The 17,933-nt window shown below is 53.2% G+C and carries 13 protein-coding genes and 1 pseudogene; 8 read left to right on the top strand and 6 right to left on the bottom strand.

Annotation, left to right across the window (positions count from 1 at the left end):
- Positions 1-26: 26 nt before the first annotated feature.
- Positions 27-1,133, bottom strand: coding sequence for an alpha/beta hydrolase (locus ATY27_RS13650; protein WP_208931180.1), 1,107 nt, complete (start codon positions 1,131-1,133; stop codon positions 27-29).
- A 334-nt stretch (positions 1,134-1,467) separates the two neighbouring features.
- On the opposite strand from ATY27_RS13650, the gene ATY27_RS13645 reads away from it, so the two are divergent.
- The 4 genes from ATY27_RS13645 (at position 1,468) to yghU (ending at position 5,596) form a co-directional block, all read left to right on the top strand.
- Positions 1,468-2,157 (top strand): DUF1080 domain-containing protein, encoded by a 690-nt coding sequence (locus ATY27_RS13645; RefSeq protein ID WP_208933497.1) that lies wholly within the window; start codon positions 1,468-1,470, stop codon positions 2,155-2,157.
- Entirely contained in the window at positions 2,157-3,836 is a 1,680-nt protein-coding gene (locus ATY27_RS13640) for a GMC family oxidoreductase (RefSeq protein WP_208931179.1), read from the top strand. The genes ATY27_RS13645 and ATY27_RS13640 overlap by 1 nt, the downstream gene beginning before the upstream one ends.
- Complete coding sequence (locus ATY27_RS13635) at positions 3,837-4,637, top strand: gluconate 2-dehydrogenase subunit 3 family protein (protein WP_208931178.1); 801 nt, start codon at positions 3,837-3,839, stop codon at positions 4,635-4,637.
- A gap of 116 nt (positions 4,638-4,753) precedes the next feature.
- The gene (yghU, locus tag ATY27_RS13630) at positions 4,754-5,596 is read left to right on the top strand and encodes a glutathione-dependent disulfide-bond oxidoreductase (protein WP_208931177.1); all 843 of its coding nucleotides are present in this window, start codon (positions 4,754-4,756) and stop codon (positions 5,594-5,596) included.
- 95 nt (positions 5,597-5,691) lie between these two features.
- Here the strand turns inward: yghU and ATY27_RS13625 are convergent, their stop codons facing one another.
- The 5 genes and pseudogenes from ATY27_RS13625 to ATY27_RS13600 all read right to left on the bottom strand — a co-directional run bounded on the left by ATY27_RS13625 (position 5,692) and on the right by ATY27_RS13600 (position 10,860).
- Positions 5,692-6,915 (bottom strand): DUF5009 domain-containing protein, encoded by a 1,224-nt coding sequence (locus ATY27_RS13625; RefSeq protein WP_208931176.1) that lies wholly within the window; start codon positions 6,913-6,915, stop codon positions 5,692-5,694.
- A 211-nt stretch (positions 6,916-7,126) separates the two neighbouring features.
- Entirely contained in the window at positions 7,127-7,408 is a 282-nt protein-coding gene (locus ATY27_RS13620; protein ID WP_208931175.1) for a hypothetical protein, read from the bottom strand.
- A 101-nt stretch (positions 7,409-7,509) separates the two neighbouring features.
- On the bottom strand, positions 7,510-8,268 hold the full coding sequence (locus ATY27_RS13615; RefSeq protein ID WP_208931174.1) for an HDOD domain-containing protein: 759 nt from the start codon (positions 8,266-8,268) through the stop codon (positions 7,510-7,512).
- Between the two features lie 2 nt (positions 8,269-8,270).
- Positions 8,271-10,256 (bottom strand): annotated as a pseudogene (locus ATY27_RS13605) (EAL domain-containing protein).
- Positions 10,246-10,860: a response regulator gene (locus tag ATY27_RS13600; RefSeq protein ID WP_208931171.1), complete on the bottom strand. Its 615-nt coding sequence runs from the start codon at positions 10,858-10,860 to the stop codon at positions 10,246-10,248. Before ATY27_RS13600 ends, ATY27_RS13605 begins: the two are co-directional and overlap by 11 nt.
- Before the next feature lie 96 nt (positions 10,861-10,956).
- Between ATY27_RS13600 and ATY27_RS13595 the strand changes: the two genes are divergently transcribed.
- The 4 genes from ATY27_RS13595 to ATY27_RS13580 are packed head-to-tail and all read left to right on the top strand — an operon-like array spanning position 10,957 to position 17,921.
- Positions 10,957-12,294, top strand: coding sequence for an HD domain-containing phosphohydrolase (locus ATY27_RS13595; RefSeq protein WP_208931170.1), 1,338 nt, complete (start codon positions 10,957-10,959; stop codon positions 12,292-12,294).
- 5 nt (positions 12,295-12,299) lie between these two features.
- Entirely contained in the window at positions 12,300-13,481 is a 1,182-nt protein-coding gene (locus tag ATY27_RS13590) for an FIST N-terminal domain-containing protein (RefSeq protein ID WP_208931169.1), read from the top strand.
- 10 nt (positions 13,482-13,491) lie between these two features.
- Positions 13,492-14,847 carry an ATP-binding protein gene (locus tag ATY27_RS13585; RefSeq protein WP_208931168.1) on the top strand — a complete coding sequence of 452 codons (1,356 nt, stop codon included), beginning with the start codon at positions 13,492-13,494 and terminating at the stop codon, positions 14,845-14,847.
- Positions 14,847-17,921, top strand: coding sequence for an ATP-binding protein (locus tag ATY27_RS13580; RefSeq protein ID WP_208931167.1), 3,075 nt, complete (start codon positions 14,847-14,849; stop codon positions 17,919-17,921). Before ATY27_RS13585 ends, ATY27_RS13580 begins: the two co-directional genes overlap by 1 nt.
- Positions 17,922-17,933 lie beyond the last annotated feature (12 nt).

Here is a 17,933-nt window from a genome sequence, read left to right as displayed (position 1 = left end):
CAGCAGAAAAAACCGCGGCCTGCGCATTATCTTTTCGGTTTGACCGCGCCGCGAGGCGACGCAAAAGTTTCGTTCAAAAAGCGGATAATGTCATCGAGCGGCGCTTTGGCATCGCGGTCAAAACAATTGCCGAGAAATTCGTTGCAGTCATTATCAAGAAAAGCGTGGTTCAGCCCCGGATAGATATGTAATTCACTGCGATGCCCGGCCTGGTCAATTGCTTCGACATATTGCCGCGCCGAATCCGGTGTTGTCAGCGTATCGCGGCTGCCGACATGGACAAACTGCGGCGGCAATTGCCGTTCGTGCGCCTTTGGAATTAAATTCAGCGGCGATAGCGCCCGGTATAACTCCGGATGGCTGTGGACATTGATACCGGCACCAAAAAAGCCACGCGGACTGGCCTTGCCCATTGCCCAAAAACCATTTTTCGCGGTTTCGAAATCGGCAAAGGCCCGCGCCTGCAAATCAAACACGGCATAACTGAGCACCGCGGCCTGCACCTGAATGCCACCCGCGGCGCGGATACTTTCTGCACTTTCACCTTCCGGTAGATAGCTGGGCTTAAATCCCGGCGTACGGCTGGCAAAACCTTGTGACGATAAATTCTGGCCGGCTAACGTCACCATCGCCGCTAAATGCCCGCCTGCACTATCACCGGTAACAGCGACACGCGCCGGATCGCCCTGATAATGCTGAATATTGCGCTGCACCCATAAAGTCGCACCCAGTGCGTCTTCAACAATTTGATTCAGTTTGGTGGTGTTATGGTTGCTGCTGAGTAGCCGGTAATCGGCATTAACCACCACGATATCAGCATGGGCTGCGACATAACCAGCCATCTGCTGCATGATGCTTTTGTTGTTGATTAACCAGCCACCGCCGTGAAAAATCAGCAGCACCGGCATGGGCGCCCGGATGCCGGGCCGCACCGGCTGATAGATATCCAAGGCCAGCGGCTGCCCGGCGGGTGTGGCGAAAATCAGATCGCGGTGCACTTTGACGCCGTCAGCCCCGGTCACTACTTCGCTCCCGGCAGCGTTCTCTGCAGCCAAGAGTGCGCCGCTCCAGCTGCCGCAGAGTAAGACCAGCCACAGGCATAGTTTAGGTAAAAAGGTTCTGTTGCCGTTCATAACTTCTCCCTGCTTGTTGAATGTTTAGCCTGCCTGCCGCCGGCAAATTATTCCAGCATTTTATGTAATCGGTTTCATTTTGACAGACCGACTGCAACCGGTTTTTCACACTTTATCTGGTGCCCGACGGTTTTTGCCTCAAAAAAGTGATTTTTTACTTGCATCAACCGGCCTCCCATTGCTTTTATAGAGCACAAAATAACAGCGGGACCACTGTGACTGTTCCGGAAGGATCTGGCAGTAACGGTTGCGATCACTGCGATATTTCTGTGTTTTTTGTTGCCTGACACCCCGGCAGCACGCAGAACCAACAGGAGGACAGACTTTGACATCCATGATAAAACTCACGGCTTTGCTGCTTTGCAGCGGACTTTCACTCAGTGCCGTAGCCGCCGACAATCAATTAACCAAACAAGAACAGGCCGATGGCTGGCAATTGCTGTTTGATGGTAAAGATCATGCGCAGTGGCGAAATTTCAAACAGCCCGGCATCAGCGAGCTGTGGCAAATTGAAGACGGCGCGCTGAAGCTGGCCGGCAAAGGCGGCGGTGATATTTTAACCAAAGCGACTTTTGAAAATTTTGAGCTGAAGCTGGAATGGAAAATTGCCGAAAGCGGCAATAGCGGTGTTTTTGTGCGGGTAAATGAAACCGGTAACACTATCTATGCTCAGGCCCCTGAAATCCAGATCCTCGATAACGAACGCCACTCCGACAATAAACTGCCAAGCCACCGTTCCGGCTCGTTATACGACATGATTGCCTCGCCACCGGCCTCACATAAAATCGCCGGCCAGTGGAATCAGCTGACCATCCGCCTGCAACAAGACCAGCTCACGGTCTGGCAGAATGACGTGCAGACTGCAGCCGTGAAGATTGGGGATCCCACCTGGCAACAATTGCTGTCAACCAGCAAGTTTGCCACCTGGCCAGGTTTTGCGGCGACCAAAAAAGGCCACATTGGTCTGCAGGATCACGGCGATACGGTCTGGTTTAAAAACATCAAAATTAAAGAGCTGAAATAATGGCAAGCGCAGACATTGAAATTTTAGTGGTTGGCTCTGGCGCCGGTGGCGCCATGGCCGCCTATGAACTGACCCGGCTTGGCCATAAAGTGGTGTTACTGGAAGCGGGCCGTGATTACGACCCGAAAATAGAAACGCCAATGTTTAAGCGCAATGGTGATGCGCCGCTGATGGGCGCCGCTACACCGGACAAAGATTTTGGTTTTTATGACGCCACCATCGACGGCGGCTGGCAAGTACCGGACGAACCCTATACCGCTGCGGAAAATTCTGAATTTATGTGGTGGCGCGCGCGGATGCTGGGTGGTCGCACCAATCACTGGGGTCGTTATGCGCTGCGCTTTAGCGAACACGATTTTAAAGGCAAAAGCCGCGATGGCCTCGGCGCCGACTGGCCCTTTGAATATGCCGATATTGCGCCCTGGTATGACAAAACCGAAGCCTTAGTCGGCGTCTGCGGTACCAATACCGGCCTCGATGATATGCCGCCATCTCCGGACGGCGTGCTACAACCACCACCTCAGCCAAGGGTACCAGAGCTGCTGATCGCCGCTGCAGCAAAAAAACTCGGCATCCCGGCAGTGCCAATGCACCGTGCGGTGTTAACCCGGCCACTGGATAACCGCGCAGCCTGTTTTTATGCCACGCCTTGTGGCCATGGCTGCTCGATCGGTGCCGCTTTTCAGACTACCACGTCGTTATTGCCGATGGCCAAAGCCACAGGCTTGCTGGAACTACGCACCGATGCGATGGTGAAAACGGTCACCACTGATGACAACGGTAAAGTGACTGGCGTCAGTTATATCGACAAAAAAACCGGCACTGAACATCAGCTAAAAGCGCGGGTCGTGATCCTGGCCGCCAGTGCCTGTGAATCGGCGCGGCTGCTGCTGAATTCCAAAACCGCCAGACATCCGCAAGGCCTCGCCAACTCCAGCGGTCAGGTTGGCAAAAACCTGATGGATTCGACCGGTGCCAATATCGGCGCGCTGGTGCCGGCGCTGCAAGGCCGTCCGATATACAACGAAGACGGTCACACTGCGAACCACCTGTTTATCCCCTGGTGGGGACACAAAGCCCAGGCCGCCAAACAGCTGGATTTCCCACGCGGTTACCACTTCGAACTGGGTGGTCGGTTTGGCGAGCCCGGTGCCAATGTCGATACCGGGCTACAGGGTTATGGCAGTCAGCTCAAGCAACAGGTTAAACAAAAGTACGGCGCTTATGTGTCCTTTGCGCTGCGCGGCGAAATGCTGCCGAATCCGGACTGTTATATGGATATAGATCCAACAGTCACCGATAAATGGGGTATTCCGGTGGCACGCTTTCACTGGAAATGGTCTGAACATGAGTTAAAACAGGTGGCCCACGGATTAAATACCGCAAAGGAGATCCTGACCTTGCTTGGTGCCGACGTTGGCGAGTTGCCAAAGCCTGAGCAAGCCATTTTAAAAGGCGGCCAAATTATTCATGAAGTCGGCACCACCCGGATGGGCGCCAGCAAAACCGATTCTGTCACCAACCAATGGGGCCAGAGCTGGGATTGTCCGAATTTATTTGTCATGGATGGCGGTGTGTTTGCCTCCAATCCACATAAAAACTGCACGCTGACCATCATGACGCTGGCGATGCGCAATTCGTCCTGGCTGGCGACGCAATTAGACAAAGGAGCACTGTAAATGACTGATGAAATCAAACAGCCAGAAGTTCGTGCTGCCGACGACACCAACTACCGTTATCAGTCTGGCCTGAGCCGGCGTCAGTCATTAAAACTGCTGGCTGCCCTCGCCGCCAGCACCATGTTGCCAACGTTAAGTGGTTGCGACAGTGCGCCGCCTGCTGCACCAGCGGATGCCGCCGGCAAGGTGGCGGCAACGACTGAGCACTGGCCGGAGTTAAACCTCAAAGCTATCACCGCCAAAGGCTATGGCACAGATCCAAATATGATCCTGCCGCCGGAATCACCGTGGCCACTGACCATGTCCGCGGCGCAGCTGACGCTGCTGGCACTGCTGTCCGATATTCTGATCCCCCGCGAGGGCGATGTGCCTTCGGCGTCTGAAGTCGACGCTCCGGCGATTATCGATGAATGGATCAGCGCACCTTATCCGCGTCAGCAACAAGACAGACCGGTGATTTTAGCCGCGTTGGCGTGGATTGATGATGAAGCAACGTTAAGATTTGGCAGCAGCTTTACCACTTTGAAACGGGAGCAGCGGTTGGCGATTATCGACGATATTGCTTTTGACAATGCCCAAACCAAACCGCAGTTCCAGCGTATTGCCAAAGCCTTTGCGTTGCTGCGTGGCTTAGTTGTGGCAGCGTTTTTCAGTACGCCACAAGGCACCAAAGATATCGGTTATGTCGGCAACACTGCGATTGGCGGCGATTATCCAGGACCGACACCGGAAGCCAAAGCGCATCTGGATAAAATGCTGGCCGAGTTAGGTTTAAAACAATTCGCCTGGCAGGCGGTATAAACGCAATCGGACATGGCCAGCATTGCGCTGGCCTTTTTATTGCTGCAGACCATTGCGATCCAGCCAGGCGCCCATATGCTGATCAATGCATTTACAACCGGATCAGGAACCTGTCAATGAGCCAGCAACACTACACCCCACCAGCCGTCTGGCGCTGGGATACCGATAATGGCGGTGCCTTTGCCGCGATTAATCGCCCCACCGCCGGTGCCCGCAACGAAACCACCTTGCCACGCGGCGAACATGCGTTGCAGCTCTATTCGCTCGCCACACCCAATGGCATCAAAGTCACAGTGTTGCTGGAAGAATTGCTGGAACTGGGGATCGCTGCGGCTGATTATGACGCCTGGCTGATTGATATCCGCAGCGGCGCGCAGTTTGGCTCTGATTTTGTTGCGATCAATCCAAACAGTAAAATTCCGGCCATGTTCGATCACAGCACCACGCCGCCAACCCGCTTGTTTGAATCCGGTGCCATTTTGTTATATCTGGCAGAAAAATTCGCTGTGATGCTCGGCAATACCGTGGCAGAACGGACTGAGATCCTGAACTGGTTATTCTGGCAAATGGGCAGCGCACCTTTTGTTGGCGGTGGCTTTGGTCATTTTTACGTCTATGCTCCGGAAAAGTTTGAGTATCCGATCAATCGCTATGCGATGGAAACCAAGCGCCAACTGGATGTACTGGAACGCCAGTTAAGCCAGCACAATTATGTCGCCGGCGAAAACTACAGCATTGCCGATATCGCCATTTGGCCCTGGTATGGTCAGCTGGTGCTGGGCCGGCTGTACAACGCGGCGGAGTTTTTAGCGGTGCATGAGTATCCGCATCTGATGGCATGGGCACAGCGCCTGGATGCCCGCCCGGCAGTGCAGCGTGGCGTGCGGGTTAATCGCAACTGGGGCCCTGAGGAAGAGCAGGTCCCCGAACGTCATAGCAGCGCGGATTTTATTCGCTGAATGACACTGCGGGAGCTTGGCAAGAGACAATCCCCTTGCCCTGCAATCCTCGTCCGACAATCCTCGTCCGACAAACGGCGGACGAGGTCATCTTTTTACAGTTTTACTTTCAGGCCAAGCCGGGTCAGCAATGCGGTCAGCAGCAGGATGACGGCGGCAAAAGCGAGACTCCAGAAAATACCCGCGACACCAGTGTCAAAGGCGACCGGACGCAGCGTCGCGCCGGCAATTGCAGCCGCACTCGCCAGCATGTATGGCAAAATATAAGCCAATAGCGGATTGACCGCAGCCGGTGCAAACAACCTGCACCAGCGCTGATAGCCTTTCAGATCAACCAGCACAAAGACAGCAACAAACAGCAGTGTGCAAAACCATGCGCTGAACAATGCCCAGCTCGGTGTCGCCCAGATTTTAGAGATTGGAAACCACTGCCAGCTAGCAAATGCCAGCACGCCCAACAGACCGGCAAACACCAGCAGATTGCGTGATCGTTTTGCCTGCAGCGCCGGGTGATAACATAAAATCGATAACATCACGCCTGCCAGTACAATCGCCGTATGGGTGTGGCTGTTATTTTCCACTGCCCAGTGCTGGATAAAACCGACCGCCGCTTGCCCGGCACTGGCGGCCTGCCCGTCCAACAGCGCAAACAAAACTAAGAAACACAATGCCGCAGCACCAAGCACCAGCAGTTGTAACCGGACGTGGCTGACGCGGCGACTGATTAAGAATACCGAACCTGCCAGTAAATAAGCCCAGCCAATCAAGCCAAGGATACCCCACCACTGCGGGCTGATATAACTGCCGTCGGGTCCACGGAAACTCCACGCCAGCAACAGCAAAACCAATACACCGCTGCCTTGCGCCACATTGCGGATTATCGCAGTACCTTGGCGGGGATATTGCGCCCAGACCAATAACACGGCCAGATACATCAACAAGGTCCAGACCGGCATCGACAGCGCCATCCGGGCCTCATCAAAACCACCAATGGTACTGACCATCAACACACCAATAATCACCAGTCCCAGACTGCGCAGCAGCAGATGTTTAAACTGCTGGATGGAATTTTCGCCTTTACGTGCGCGCGCCTGCATCGCAAAAGGCACCGACATACCGACGATAAACAAAAAGGCCGGGAACACTAAATCAACAAAGGTCATGCCGTCGGTACTGGCCGGCAGATGTTTCATCCACCAGGGAATGTCACTGATGCCAGACAACTCATTGACAAACACCATCACAAAGATGGTGATGCCACGGAACACGTCAATCGACAACACCCGCCCGGCGCTTAAATCAAGATCAGCAGTACGCACGGGAACCTCCGGCGACTGATTTCAAATATATGCTTTGTTTCAACATGTTACACCCCATTATTTTCTGTCACCCCGCTGTCACTCCAAAAATGACAGCGATGTCATTTTTGTTTAGATTGCATGAAAAATGGCCATGCCGACAAGTGTTTTTTCAGCAGAATCGCGGGCTTTAACAAAAAACATCTGGAAGTAAATCGAGCGCCAGCGCTGATCAGCCTGGCTGCGGCAATTGCAGAATGGCTTGTTGTAAACCGGTGTGCTGCAATAAAGCGGCGCTGTGCTGCAGAAATTCCTTACTGCAGCCGCGTTGATATTCGCCGGCAATAAATAAAATATACGGCTTCAAATCCGCTGGTTCAGGCGTTGCACCGTGCTGACATTTATCCAGCTCCAACTGGCAAAGCGATGCGGGATAGCCCCACAACGTCAGCAGATAAATGGTGATCACACTATCGCTGCTAATACCATTGATTGAGTCTGGAATGTCGTTCACACCCTGCTGCCATTTTAGTTTGCTAAGTGGTCCCAGTGCGCTGAGTAATGCACTGACAAACAGCTGATCTTGTTGCTCCGTCGATAGCTGTGCGGCATGCGCTAACTGACGGGTGAGGCCAGCCTGCTTAAACGCCCGTTCGCTGATAGCGCGATGACTGCCGTCAGTAGCCGTCGCCGATATCGACTGATCGACTGATCGACTGCCATCAAAGTCACAATAGCTTCGACCAGGCGCAAGCCCAGACGCAGCAACGACTCTGCCAATGAGTGGGTTGGCCGGCTGTAGCCGAGAAACGCTGAATTAGCCAACTGCAGTAACCGGGCCGCGATCACCGGCTCATGCGCGACTAAATCAACCGCCTGGCTCAGATCTGCATTTTCCGCCGCCAGCACCTGCCGTAACTGGCGGATAATGGCCGGCAACACCGGCAAATTGTCGGCCTGACCTAATAACTGGCGTAAATTCAATGGGAGCTGCAGGTTGCGCAGACGCTCTACGCTGCCAAATAATTGTTGCATGTCCTGCTCACTGAACGGTTTGCTCAGCACAAAATGGGCCTGCAAACTGACACTGCTGACGACTTCCTCAGTGGTATCCCCGGTCATCAATACCCGTACAGTTTGTGGGTACAAAGCCATCGCCTGTGCCAGCACCATATCGCCATTCAGATCGGGCATCAGAAAATCACTGACTATCAGGTCGGGCAACACCCCGTCTGGCAGCGCAGAAGGCCAGTGCTGCGGGTCATCAGATAAATAATAAGTCCAGCCTGGCTGCAGCCTTAGTGATGCCCGCAGCAGTGCTTTAAGCATAAAACTATCATCGTCGATAAACAGTACTACTGGCTTCACTGACATGGTCATACTCCGGCTCTGTCAGGTGCGGCCGGACCGGCCTGCAGTTGACGCAAAAATTCTTGTTCTGGGACCGGCCTTGCAATCAGATACCCTTGCGCCAGATCACAACCCATGCCGCGCAGGATCTGCAGTTGTTCAGCATTTTCTACGCCTTCAACCACGACTTCCACGTGCAGTGCATGCGCCATCCGGCAGATATTGCTGACCAGACTTTGCGTATTAATGTTCGATTCCAGGTCGATAATCAAAGAACGGTCAATCTTCAGCACATCGACCGGCAAACGTGACAAATAAGCCAAGGACGAGTAGCCGGTACCAAAATCATCGATGGCAATCCGCACACCCAGCGCTTTTAACGACTGTAACGCCGCAGCACTTTGTGCCAGATCCTACATCATCCACGATTCGGTTAATTCCAGTTCAATAGCCGCAGTATCAACACCGGTTTCCTGAAAGATGCGTTGGACCTGTTGAATAAAATCATGCTGCAGCAGCTGCACGCCGGAAATATTCACCGCGATCCGTGCCAGTGGCACCTGCGCCTTTTGCCAGCGGGTTGCCAGCATACAAGCCTTGCGCAATACCCAAAGGCCAATCTCAATGATCTGGCCGTCGTGTTCGGCAATCGGAATAAACAATGCCGGTGAAACAACGCCCAGTTCCGGGTGACGCCAGCGTAACAACGCTTCACAGCTGTTGATACGGTCGTGATGCAAATCCAGTTTGGCCTGAAAGTACAATTCAAACTGCTCAAGCTCTACCGCGCCGAACAAAGCATCGCTGATACGCAATTGCTGACGTTTTTTATCAGCATCGCCGGCACTGAAGCGCATAAAAAACGCATGTGGGCTACGCAAATGCATGCGATTACTGGTCAGGACGTTGTTCAGCAGCAGCTTGGCGCTGTCGCCATCCTCGGGTGCCATACAATAGGTCACTGTAAACACCGGGCGTAACACCTGAGATTGGCGCATGAACTGTTGCCGTACTTTTTGCAGGATCTCGGTCAGTTGCTGATGCACTTCGACTTCAGTTACCGCTGCGGGCAAAGTTAAAATAAACAATTCGTTCGCCAGATAGGCCAAAGCACCATAAGGCCGGCTGACCTGCATCAGGCTCTGACTGATGCTTTCAAACAACTGGCCGGCTTCGCCAAAACCAAGCATGTCGGCCCAGTCACTGAAATTCTTCAGCCGGATCGCAGCGACTGCAAACGTACGCTGTTGTTGCAACAAACTGTCCAGTTGCTGCAACGCAGCATGTTGATCCAGCAATGCCGAGGTAAATACCCCGCCCGGCCCTTCTTGCTGCTGAATTCGTTTGAGCCCAACCAGCGTGCATTCAGCATCTTTGTACTGCACATGCAGCTCACAGACTTTGTCCTGCAGATCACTGACCTCCAGCGAGCCATGAATATCCTGTAAAAACACCTGTTGTTGGCTTTCGCTGAGCTGAAACCACTGACTGAATAAGCTCCGGTTCAAACTCGCTTCAGTTTGCCCTAGCAGATGTTGGGCGGCACCGTTACTGCGCAGGATCACACCTTCGGGTGATAGTTCGAGTAATGCGCCGTTACTGGTGATCATCAACTGGCTGCGGATCCGCACACTACGGTTATGCCGATACAACCGGAACGCCGCTTCGATTTCCTTCAACAACTGTTCGTCTTCCCACGGCTTTTGCAGGAAGCGAAATGCCGTACCCGAATTCAGCAATTGCAGCACAGACTGAAAGTCGGAATAGCCACTTAATACCAGGCAAACGGTTTCCGGGTACAATCGCTTTACATTTGCCAGCAACTCTCCGCCAGACATTTCCGGCATGCGAAAGTCAGAAATAATAACCTGACAGTTGTCCTGCTGCAGTCGTAACAAGGCATCGGCACCGCTTGTCGCTGTGAATACACGATAACCCGAACGGATTAATAGCCGCTCCAGCGCGCGCAGAATAGAAATCTCGTCATCGACCAACAGCACTTTATTCGGCATCAGGCACTCCCTGTAACAATTGCTGTACCAGTTCAGATAGCTGACTATTTTCAAATGGCTTGCTCAGCGTCGCGTCAGCGCCCAATGCCTTGGCCTGGGCCAATTCTTCGCTGCCTAAGCCGGAGATCACCAGAATACGCACTGGCGCCAGTTCGGGTTGTTGCCGGATGTAGCGGATGACGTCGAAGCCATCCAGCCCAGGCATCGACAGATCCAACGTGATCAAATCAGGCCGGCCTCCGGCAATTTTTACGCCCGCCTGAAAGCCGTCGGCGGCGAAATCCAGCTGATAACCACTGGCAAACAGCACCCGTTTTATCGCCTGGCGGTAGGACGCCTCATCGTCAATCACCAGGATACGCCGATTCTGCAACACTGCAGGTGCTGCTGCAGGTTCTGCATCGCGCAGGCTGTCAGCCAGCTCCGGCGGCATCGGCATTTTTTGCTGTTGCAGGAAACTGATGAAGTCAGCCAGCAACACGCGATAATTGCCTCGGCCCGGCAACTTATGACCTTTCAGCTGGCCGTGAGAAATCCAGCGACTGACAGTGCGGTGATGTACGTCACAATAGGCTGCGATCTCACCGGGTTTTAACGTTTTCATTAATCAAACCTGCTCCACTGACTTGACTTCTGCATGGTATAGCATACATTTCAGCTTAAAGACAAATGCGACAAATGCGATATTACAGGACAGCTTATGGCGACAACCTCCGCTCCGTCGGTACCCGTGCTGCTTTGTGTCGATGACGAACCCGGTATTCTGAAGTCGCTGCAGCGTTTGTTTGTCGGCCAGCCGGTGCGAGTGTTGTTGGCGGGCAGCGGTCAGCAGGCATTGCTGCTGATGCAAACCGAACGGGTCCAGTTGATTATCTGTGATATGCGCATGCCCCAAATGAATGGCGCTGAGTTTCTGGCGCAGGCGGCGCAGTTACAGCCTGATTGTTATCGCATTCTGATGACTGGTTATGCTGATCTGGCTTCTACAGTACAGGCCATCAACATCGGCAAGATCCATCGATACGTGCAAAAACCGTGGCAAAATCAGGAACTACTGGATCTGGTCGACGAAGGCCTGAAGATGTTCCGCCTGGTCAATGCTAATAAACAACTGACAGCGCAGGTGGCCCGGCAGAATGTCGAATTAAAGGCGCTGAATCACAATCTGGAAGAGCTGGTGCAACACCGCACTGGTCAGCTAAAAAAAACTTTACAGCAACTTAAAGCCATGGTGGCGCAACTGGAGCAAGACCAGAAAGCCACGCTGGAAGTGTTATACAACTTTATCAGCAGCAGCCCATCCCTATCCGGTGAGTTTGCGCTGAATGTCAGTCAGACTTGCGTGGCGTTGGCCCGCCTGCTAAATCTGCCACGGGAGCAGCGCCAACAATTGCGTCAGGCTGGTTTGTTTTCTGAGCTCGGCAAACTGGGCTTGCCTACCCACTTACAATCACAACCGCTATATAAACTGAGCCCGATAGAACGCAGTCAGTATTTGCAACATCCACAATACGCCGAGGACATTCTTGCCCCAGCGCTGCACCTGCATGCCGTTCGCGACACTATCGCTCAGCAATATGAACGATTTAACGGCAGCGGTGAACCGCAGCACAAAGTCGGTACCGACATTTGCTTAACAGCCCGTGTACTAGCCGTCGCCCGTGATTTCTGGCTTTATGTGTTTCAACGTCTGCATCCGCAACCTCACAGCCACGAACAGGCGTTAGAACAAATTCGCCGGCATCTTGGCACCTGGTATGATCCGGAAGTCGTCATTGCACTTAGCACCCTGGTCCACAGTGGCATGCGGACCAGTGACGACCATTTTTCTGATGGCATCAGTGTTGCTGAACTGCAGCCCGGCATGCGGCTGAAACACAATCTGTACAATAAAAAGCGCTTACTGTTATTGCCAAAAGGACAGCAGCTGACCAGTGCGACTATCGACAGTTTGCAACGTTACGAAAGCAAGCACAAAGAAACGCTGTTAGTCCCGGTAGAGATGGTCTCACCACTCGATACCAGCGAAGAGGAGTAAGAGCGATGTTCAGATTGTTGCAAGTCAACGCTGCCGATCCACAGACGTTGCACCGCGAGCTAACGCAACAGCTGCCGGAAGCAGCCAGCCTGCTGATAGCAACCGGTAATGTCGCCAGTCTGCAGGCGCTTGATGGGCTGGACCGGCCACAGCAATTTTCGGCGCACTGGATCGCCTGTAGCTCCTGTATCGGTGCAGCTTCATCGTTTGGCGTGGATACAGCAACAGATCGGCGGTTAACCTTATTAGCGCTGACCGATCCATCCGGCAGTTTTGGCGTCGCCAGCGTCCGGCAAATCAGCGGGCAGATCCGTCAGCAGGCGGCAGATACTGTGCTGGCCGCTATTGCGATGGCGAACCGGCCGGCTGAGTTGCCAGGCTTAATTTGGTGTATGCAGGCGCCGGGATTTGAAGAGCAAATTATCAGTGGCATTCAGCAAGTGGTCGGCGATCAGGTGCCAATCCTCGGCGGCAGCGCTGCCGACGATGATGTCAGCGGGCAATGGTGCCAGTATGATGGTCAGACATTAGGTAGTGATTTGTTAGTCATTGCGGTGTTGTATCCGACCGTCCCGGTCAGCAGCTATTTCAGCAGCGGCTACAGCACAGGAGAGTTTAGCGGCGTAGTCACAGCCGTCAGCGGCCGCCATATTATGCAAATCGACGGACAACCTGCGCTGCAGGTCTACAACAGCTGGTTGCAGCAAGCGGGATTAGCGCCGCTGCAACCCGGCATGGTGATGAGCAAGAGTACTTTTCATCCGATTGGCCGTCAGTTGACCGCCCGCGACGTGCCATTTTCCCTGCTGAGTTTGCCGACCAATGTTGGCGACGATGGCAGCATCCGACTGCTGGCCGAGTTGCAGTGTGGCGATCAGATATCACTGATGCATGGGTCCAAAGACCAATTGGTGCGTCGTGCCGCGCATGTGGTCCAGGTCGCGGCCAATAACCTGCGGTTGCGGCATGATACGGCACCCGCCGCTGCACTGATTGTTTATTGCGCCGGCTGTATGCTGGCGGTACGCGACGAAATTCACCAGGTCCAGCAGTCGCTGACCAACAGCCTGCCGGGCCTGCCCTATCTGGTGGCGTTTACTTATGGCGAACAAGGTTGCTTTGCTGATGGCTTTAACCGCCATGGCAATCTGATGATTTCTGCAGTGCTGTTCGGCCAGGCTAAATGAAGGATGCGGTATGACAAATCAGGAACAATGGCAGGAAAAAATACTGCAGCTGACCTATGAAAAGCAGCAGCTTGAACAATTCAGACATCTGAACGAACTGCTGAGTCATGGCCTGGATGCCATTTTATCGTCCGAGCATCATGAAGAGCTGTTTAGTAAGCTGTTCGAAGGCATTATCAAGGTGATTGATTATGATGCCATTTGTATTTTGCAGCGATCAAGTGACACACCGCAATTGCAGCTGTTGGCGTCGCAGCCGCTATTAAACGCCCAACTTTTGCCTGACGCTGCCGCACTCACACCGTTATTTCACAGTGATTTAAATTTATTTAATTTACCGATGCTCGACTGGTGGCAACAAGCACTGGCTGGCTTTACTGACGGTTATCTGTCGGCGTTAACCTTTCCGCTGCAGACAGCACAGTCGTCGTTCGTGTTATTACTGTTATCGAAGAAAATCGGCGCATTTTCCGCAAATAGCGCTGGTGTTTTGCGTTCATTCAGCAGTTTTATAGCCAGCACTTTATCGCAAATCGAAAAACGCAAATTAGTGCAAGAGCGTGACGACTTACGGGCGCAACAACACCGGATCGAACAAAGCCTGTTGCGGCAGGAAAAAATGGCTGCCATCGGCCAACTGGCCGCCGGAGTGGCACACGAACTGAATAATCCGCTTGGATTTATTTACTGCAATCTCAATACTTTGCGTCACTATTTGCAGCAGTATGATCAATTTATTGTGCAAAGCACACAGCAACATCCGGAGCTGAAAACGCTTTGTGACAGCCTGCAGCTGGACTACCTGCGGCAAGAAAGTCAGGACCTGATCGATGAATCGCTCGAAGGCGCCAGACGCTCACGAGACATCATCAATAATCTGCGCACGTTTTCGCATCCGGACGAAAAAACCCAGCATGATCTCGACTTTTGCAACCTGCTCAAAGACAGCATCCGCATCGCCCAAACCCAGGTCAAACATAATGCCCGCATCCAGCTGCATTTACCTGCTGAACCAGCGTTATTGCGCGGTAACGCCACGCAACTCGGTCAGGTGCTGCTTAATCTGCTGATCAATGCCAATCAGGCGGTCAGCACCGGTAAAGGTCAAATTGATTTGCGTCTGCAAGCCGCCGATGGCCACTGGGTGCTGGAGTTACAAGACAACGGTTGTGGCATTACAGCCAGTGCGCAAGCGCATATTTTTGAACCATTTTTCACTACAAAACCAGTTGGACAAGGCACCGGGCTGGGACTGTCACTATCGCGCGCTATTGTCGAACAACATGGCGGCAGCCTGATATTGGCGCATACCAGTGCTGCAGGAAGTTGTTTTCAGTTGCGGCTGCCGGTGTTGGAAACGCGCTGATGGTCAGGCAACACAAAGCACTGAGCCTGCGCCGGGTTCGCTACTGGCTGTTGCTGGTCCTGCTCGGTACGCTGGCAAATATGACCATCATCGACTTACCTTTTGTCGTACCATTTAGCATTGGTAATGTCGCATTGTTTTTAATCTGGCGTCGTCTCGGATTGTTTTGGTTGGTCCCGGCTGCCGGTCTGGTGTTATTGCCACTCTGGCAAAATCTGGCGCTAAGCGCCAGTGTGCTGCAATTGCTGGTCTTGCTGTGTTTTAACCAGCGCATCCGTCAATACAGCGTTGCGGCTATTGCGCTATATGCTGTTAGCTGTGGCAGTTTATACAGTCTGATTGCGCCGGATAAAATTGTCAGTGAGCCGCTGTATTTGCTGCTGTATTCTGGCCTCAGTACCGCAGTGTTTGCCTTTTGCCTGCGCACGATGTTGATCCTCGATTCGCTGACGCCATCGGCCATTCATCAACAGCAGCAATCGCTGACAGAACTGTTGTCTCACCGGGTCGCGATGTACAGCAGCATTCCGTCAACTTTGTTAATCGCGCTGGTACTGCACGGCGCGACAGCACTGGACTTGTCCCACTATTTGCGGCGCTACGGCGACGAACAGTCACAGCTGGCTAAACAAATCAGCCAACGGCTGACCGGCTATCTGACCCAGGTGGTACTGGCAGGCAAGATGTTGGATATTGTCAGTCCAGCGGCGTTGTTACCCGCCTTAACTGCGCAACGGGCGGAATTCAGCTCTGCGCTGGTTACCGATGCACAAGGCAAAGTACAGCATTTTTATAAAGCGAACCTGCCAGAGACCGCAAAACCTGGCAGCAGTGTGGCGGACCGCAGCTATTTCACCGAGCCTCGCCGCACCGGTTTGCCCTATATCAGTGATACTTTTCTTGGTCGTAACCTGGGGCAGGATCAATTGTTTGCGGTCAGTACGCCGCTGACCGACGCCACAAACGCATTTAGCGGCGTGCTGGAAGTGTCGGTAGATCTGTCCGAGCTGACAAGAGCAATCTCGCCGACTGATCTCGATATCTCACACCGGGTGTTGTTAGATCATCAGCAAAAAAAAATCTGGGGCACCGCAGATGAGCGGCCGCTTGGTCAAATCTGGTCGGTCAGTTCTCAATCCGATCCGGACCAACGCAAGTATTTGCGTTACAGCTGGTTTAATAGTTTTGGCCCCATTACGCTGACACAGAACGCTGCGCATTTGCTGCTCAACCACGATGTGGCGCCTGGGCAGTGGCAATTAAAATACTTTATCGATACCGACAGTTTTATTCAGCGATACCATTTATTTCTGGCGATATCGATGCTTGCTGCGATGCTGTTACTTGAGACCATCACGGCCCTGTCACGGGCATTTGTCAGTCGCTATACCACCGCCCTCGAACAACTGGCACGTAATGCTTCAAGTTGGCAGCCGGACGATCCGCCACAACCGCGGCCATTATTTCACCAGTCTGCCACCGAAATTGACACTCTGGCGGTCACCATCAATGATATGCAACATCGCGTCAGAGCTTCACGGCGTGGTCTGTATCAGTCGATGCAGCAGATCGTCACGCTGAATAACGAATTGGAACAGCGCGTCAGTCATCGTACCGAAGAGCTGCAGCATGAACGCGATCGCGCCACACAGCTCGCTGCGATTAAAACCCGGTTTCTCGCCAATATGAGTCATGAGATCCGCACACCAATCACTGTGATTAAAGGATTTTCTGAGCAACTGATGGCCAAAACCAGCGGCGCTGAGGCGGCGCTGGTCAGCCGGATCCAACAAAATACCGAACATTTACAACGGCTGGTCGACGATATCCTCGACACGGCAAAAATTGACGAAGGCAAAATGAGCCTGGAGTTACACTCGGTACCACTCGCTGCATTTATTCAGTCCGTGATCGACAATGTCGGTACTTTAGCCAGCCAAAAAGGCCTGACCCTGGACGTGCTGAATCATACGCCAGCCGGATTACACCTGACGGCCGATCCGTTCCGGCTACGGCAAATTTTGCTGAATCTGCTCAGTAATGCGATTAAGTTCACGGCGCAGGGGCAGATCCGGCTGGAAATATCGCAGCAGACCGACAACCAATTGAAAATCTCTGTCATTGATCAGGGCATCGGCATCAGCCCGGCACAGTTGCCACAGCTGTTTAAAGCCTTCGCTCAGGCGGATAGCAGTACCAGCCGGCATTTTGGTGGCAGCGGGCTTGGTCTGTATATCAGTCAGCAATTGGCTGAGGCCATGCAAATGACCATCGGGGTTAACAGCAATATTGGCCAAGGTTCTGAGTTTTCTCTGCTGATCCCGGCGCATCTGCTGAGTTATGCCGAAACGACCAGTCCGACAGAACCCGTCGTCAGCGTTCCAACGATCAGCTTGCAACCAGCGCATATCTTAGTTGTTGATGACGTCGCTGATATCCGCGCCTTGATCGCATCCTATCTGGAGCTACAACCACTACAACTGAGCTTCGCAGCAGACGGTCTGGCGGCCGTAGCACAATGTCAGCAGCAGGCTTTTGATTTGATTATCATGGACCAACAGATGCCTGAACTGGATGGATTCTCTGCCGCCAGACAAATCCGCGATCAGGGTTATGTGGGTCCCATTTTATCGCTCAGTGCCGATGTATTTGAAGATGCAGATAAGCAGCTGTCTGCGCTGTTTAATCTGACCATGACCAAACCTTTCAGTAAGCAGCAACTGCTGCAGGCGATTGCCCGGCTGCAGGCCGGTGAAGGTAAGCTTGTGGTCTCTTCACAGCCAGACACCGGGCAACAGTCGGAACCCACTGCACCACCAGAAGACGAATTGTTACTGGAATACCGCCAAACCCTGCCCGAATATGCCGGGCGTATCCGCCAGTTGGCCGCAGCGAACGATCAGCAGGCCCTGCGCCGGCTGCTGCATCAGATTAAAGGCACCAGTGCCTGTTTTGGCCTGATGGAGGTCAGTGCTTTGGCGCTGCAGGCGGAACAGTTGTTGAAAAACACTGGTGCTGCCACGGATAGCCTCGGGCAACTAATCAAGGTGCTGCAACAGGCGGAATTGAATTGAATTGGCGGGGAT

The sequence above is a fragment of the Rheinheimera sp. F8 genome, from assembly GCF_001518915.1.
Note: the sequence above shows the minus strand (reverse complement) of the source record. Positions and strands in the feature narration are given on the sequence as shown.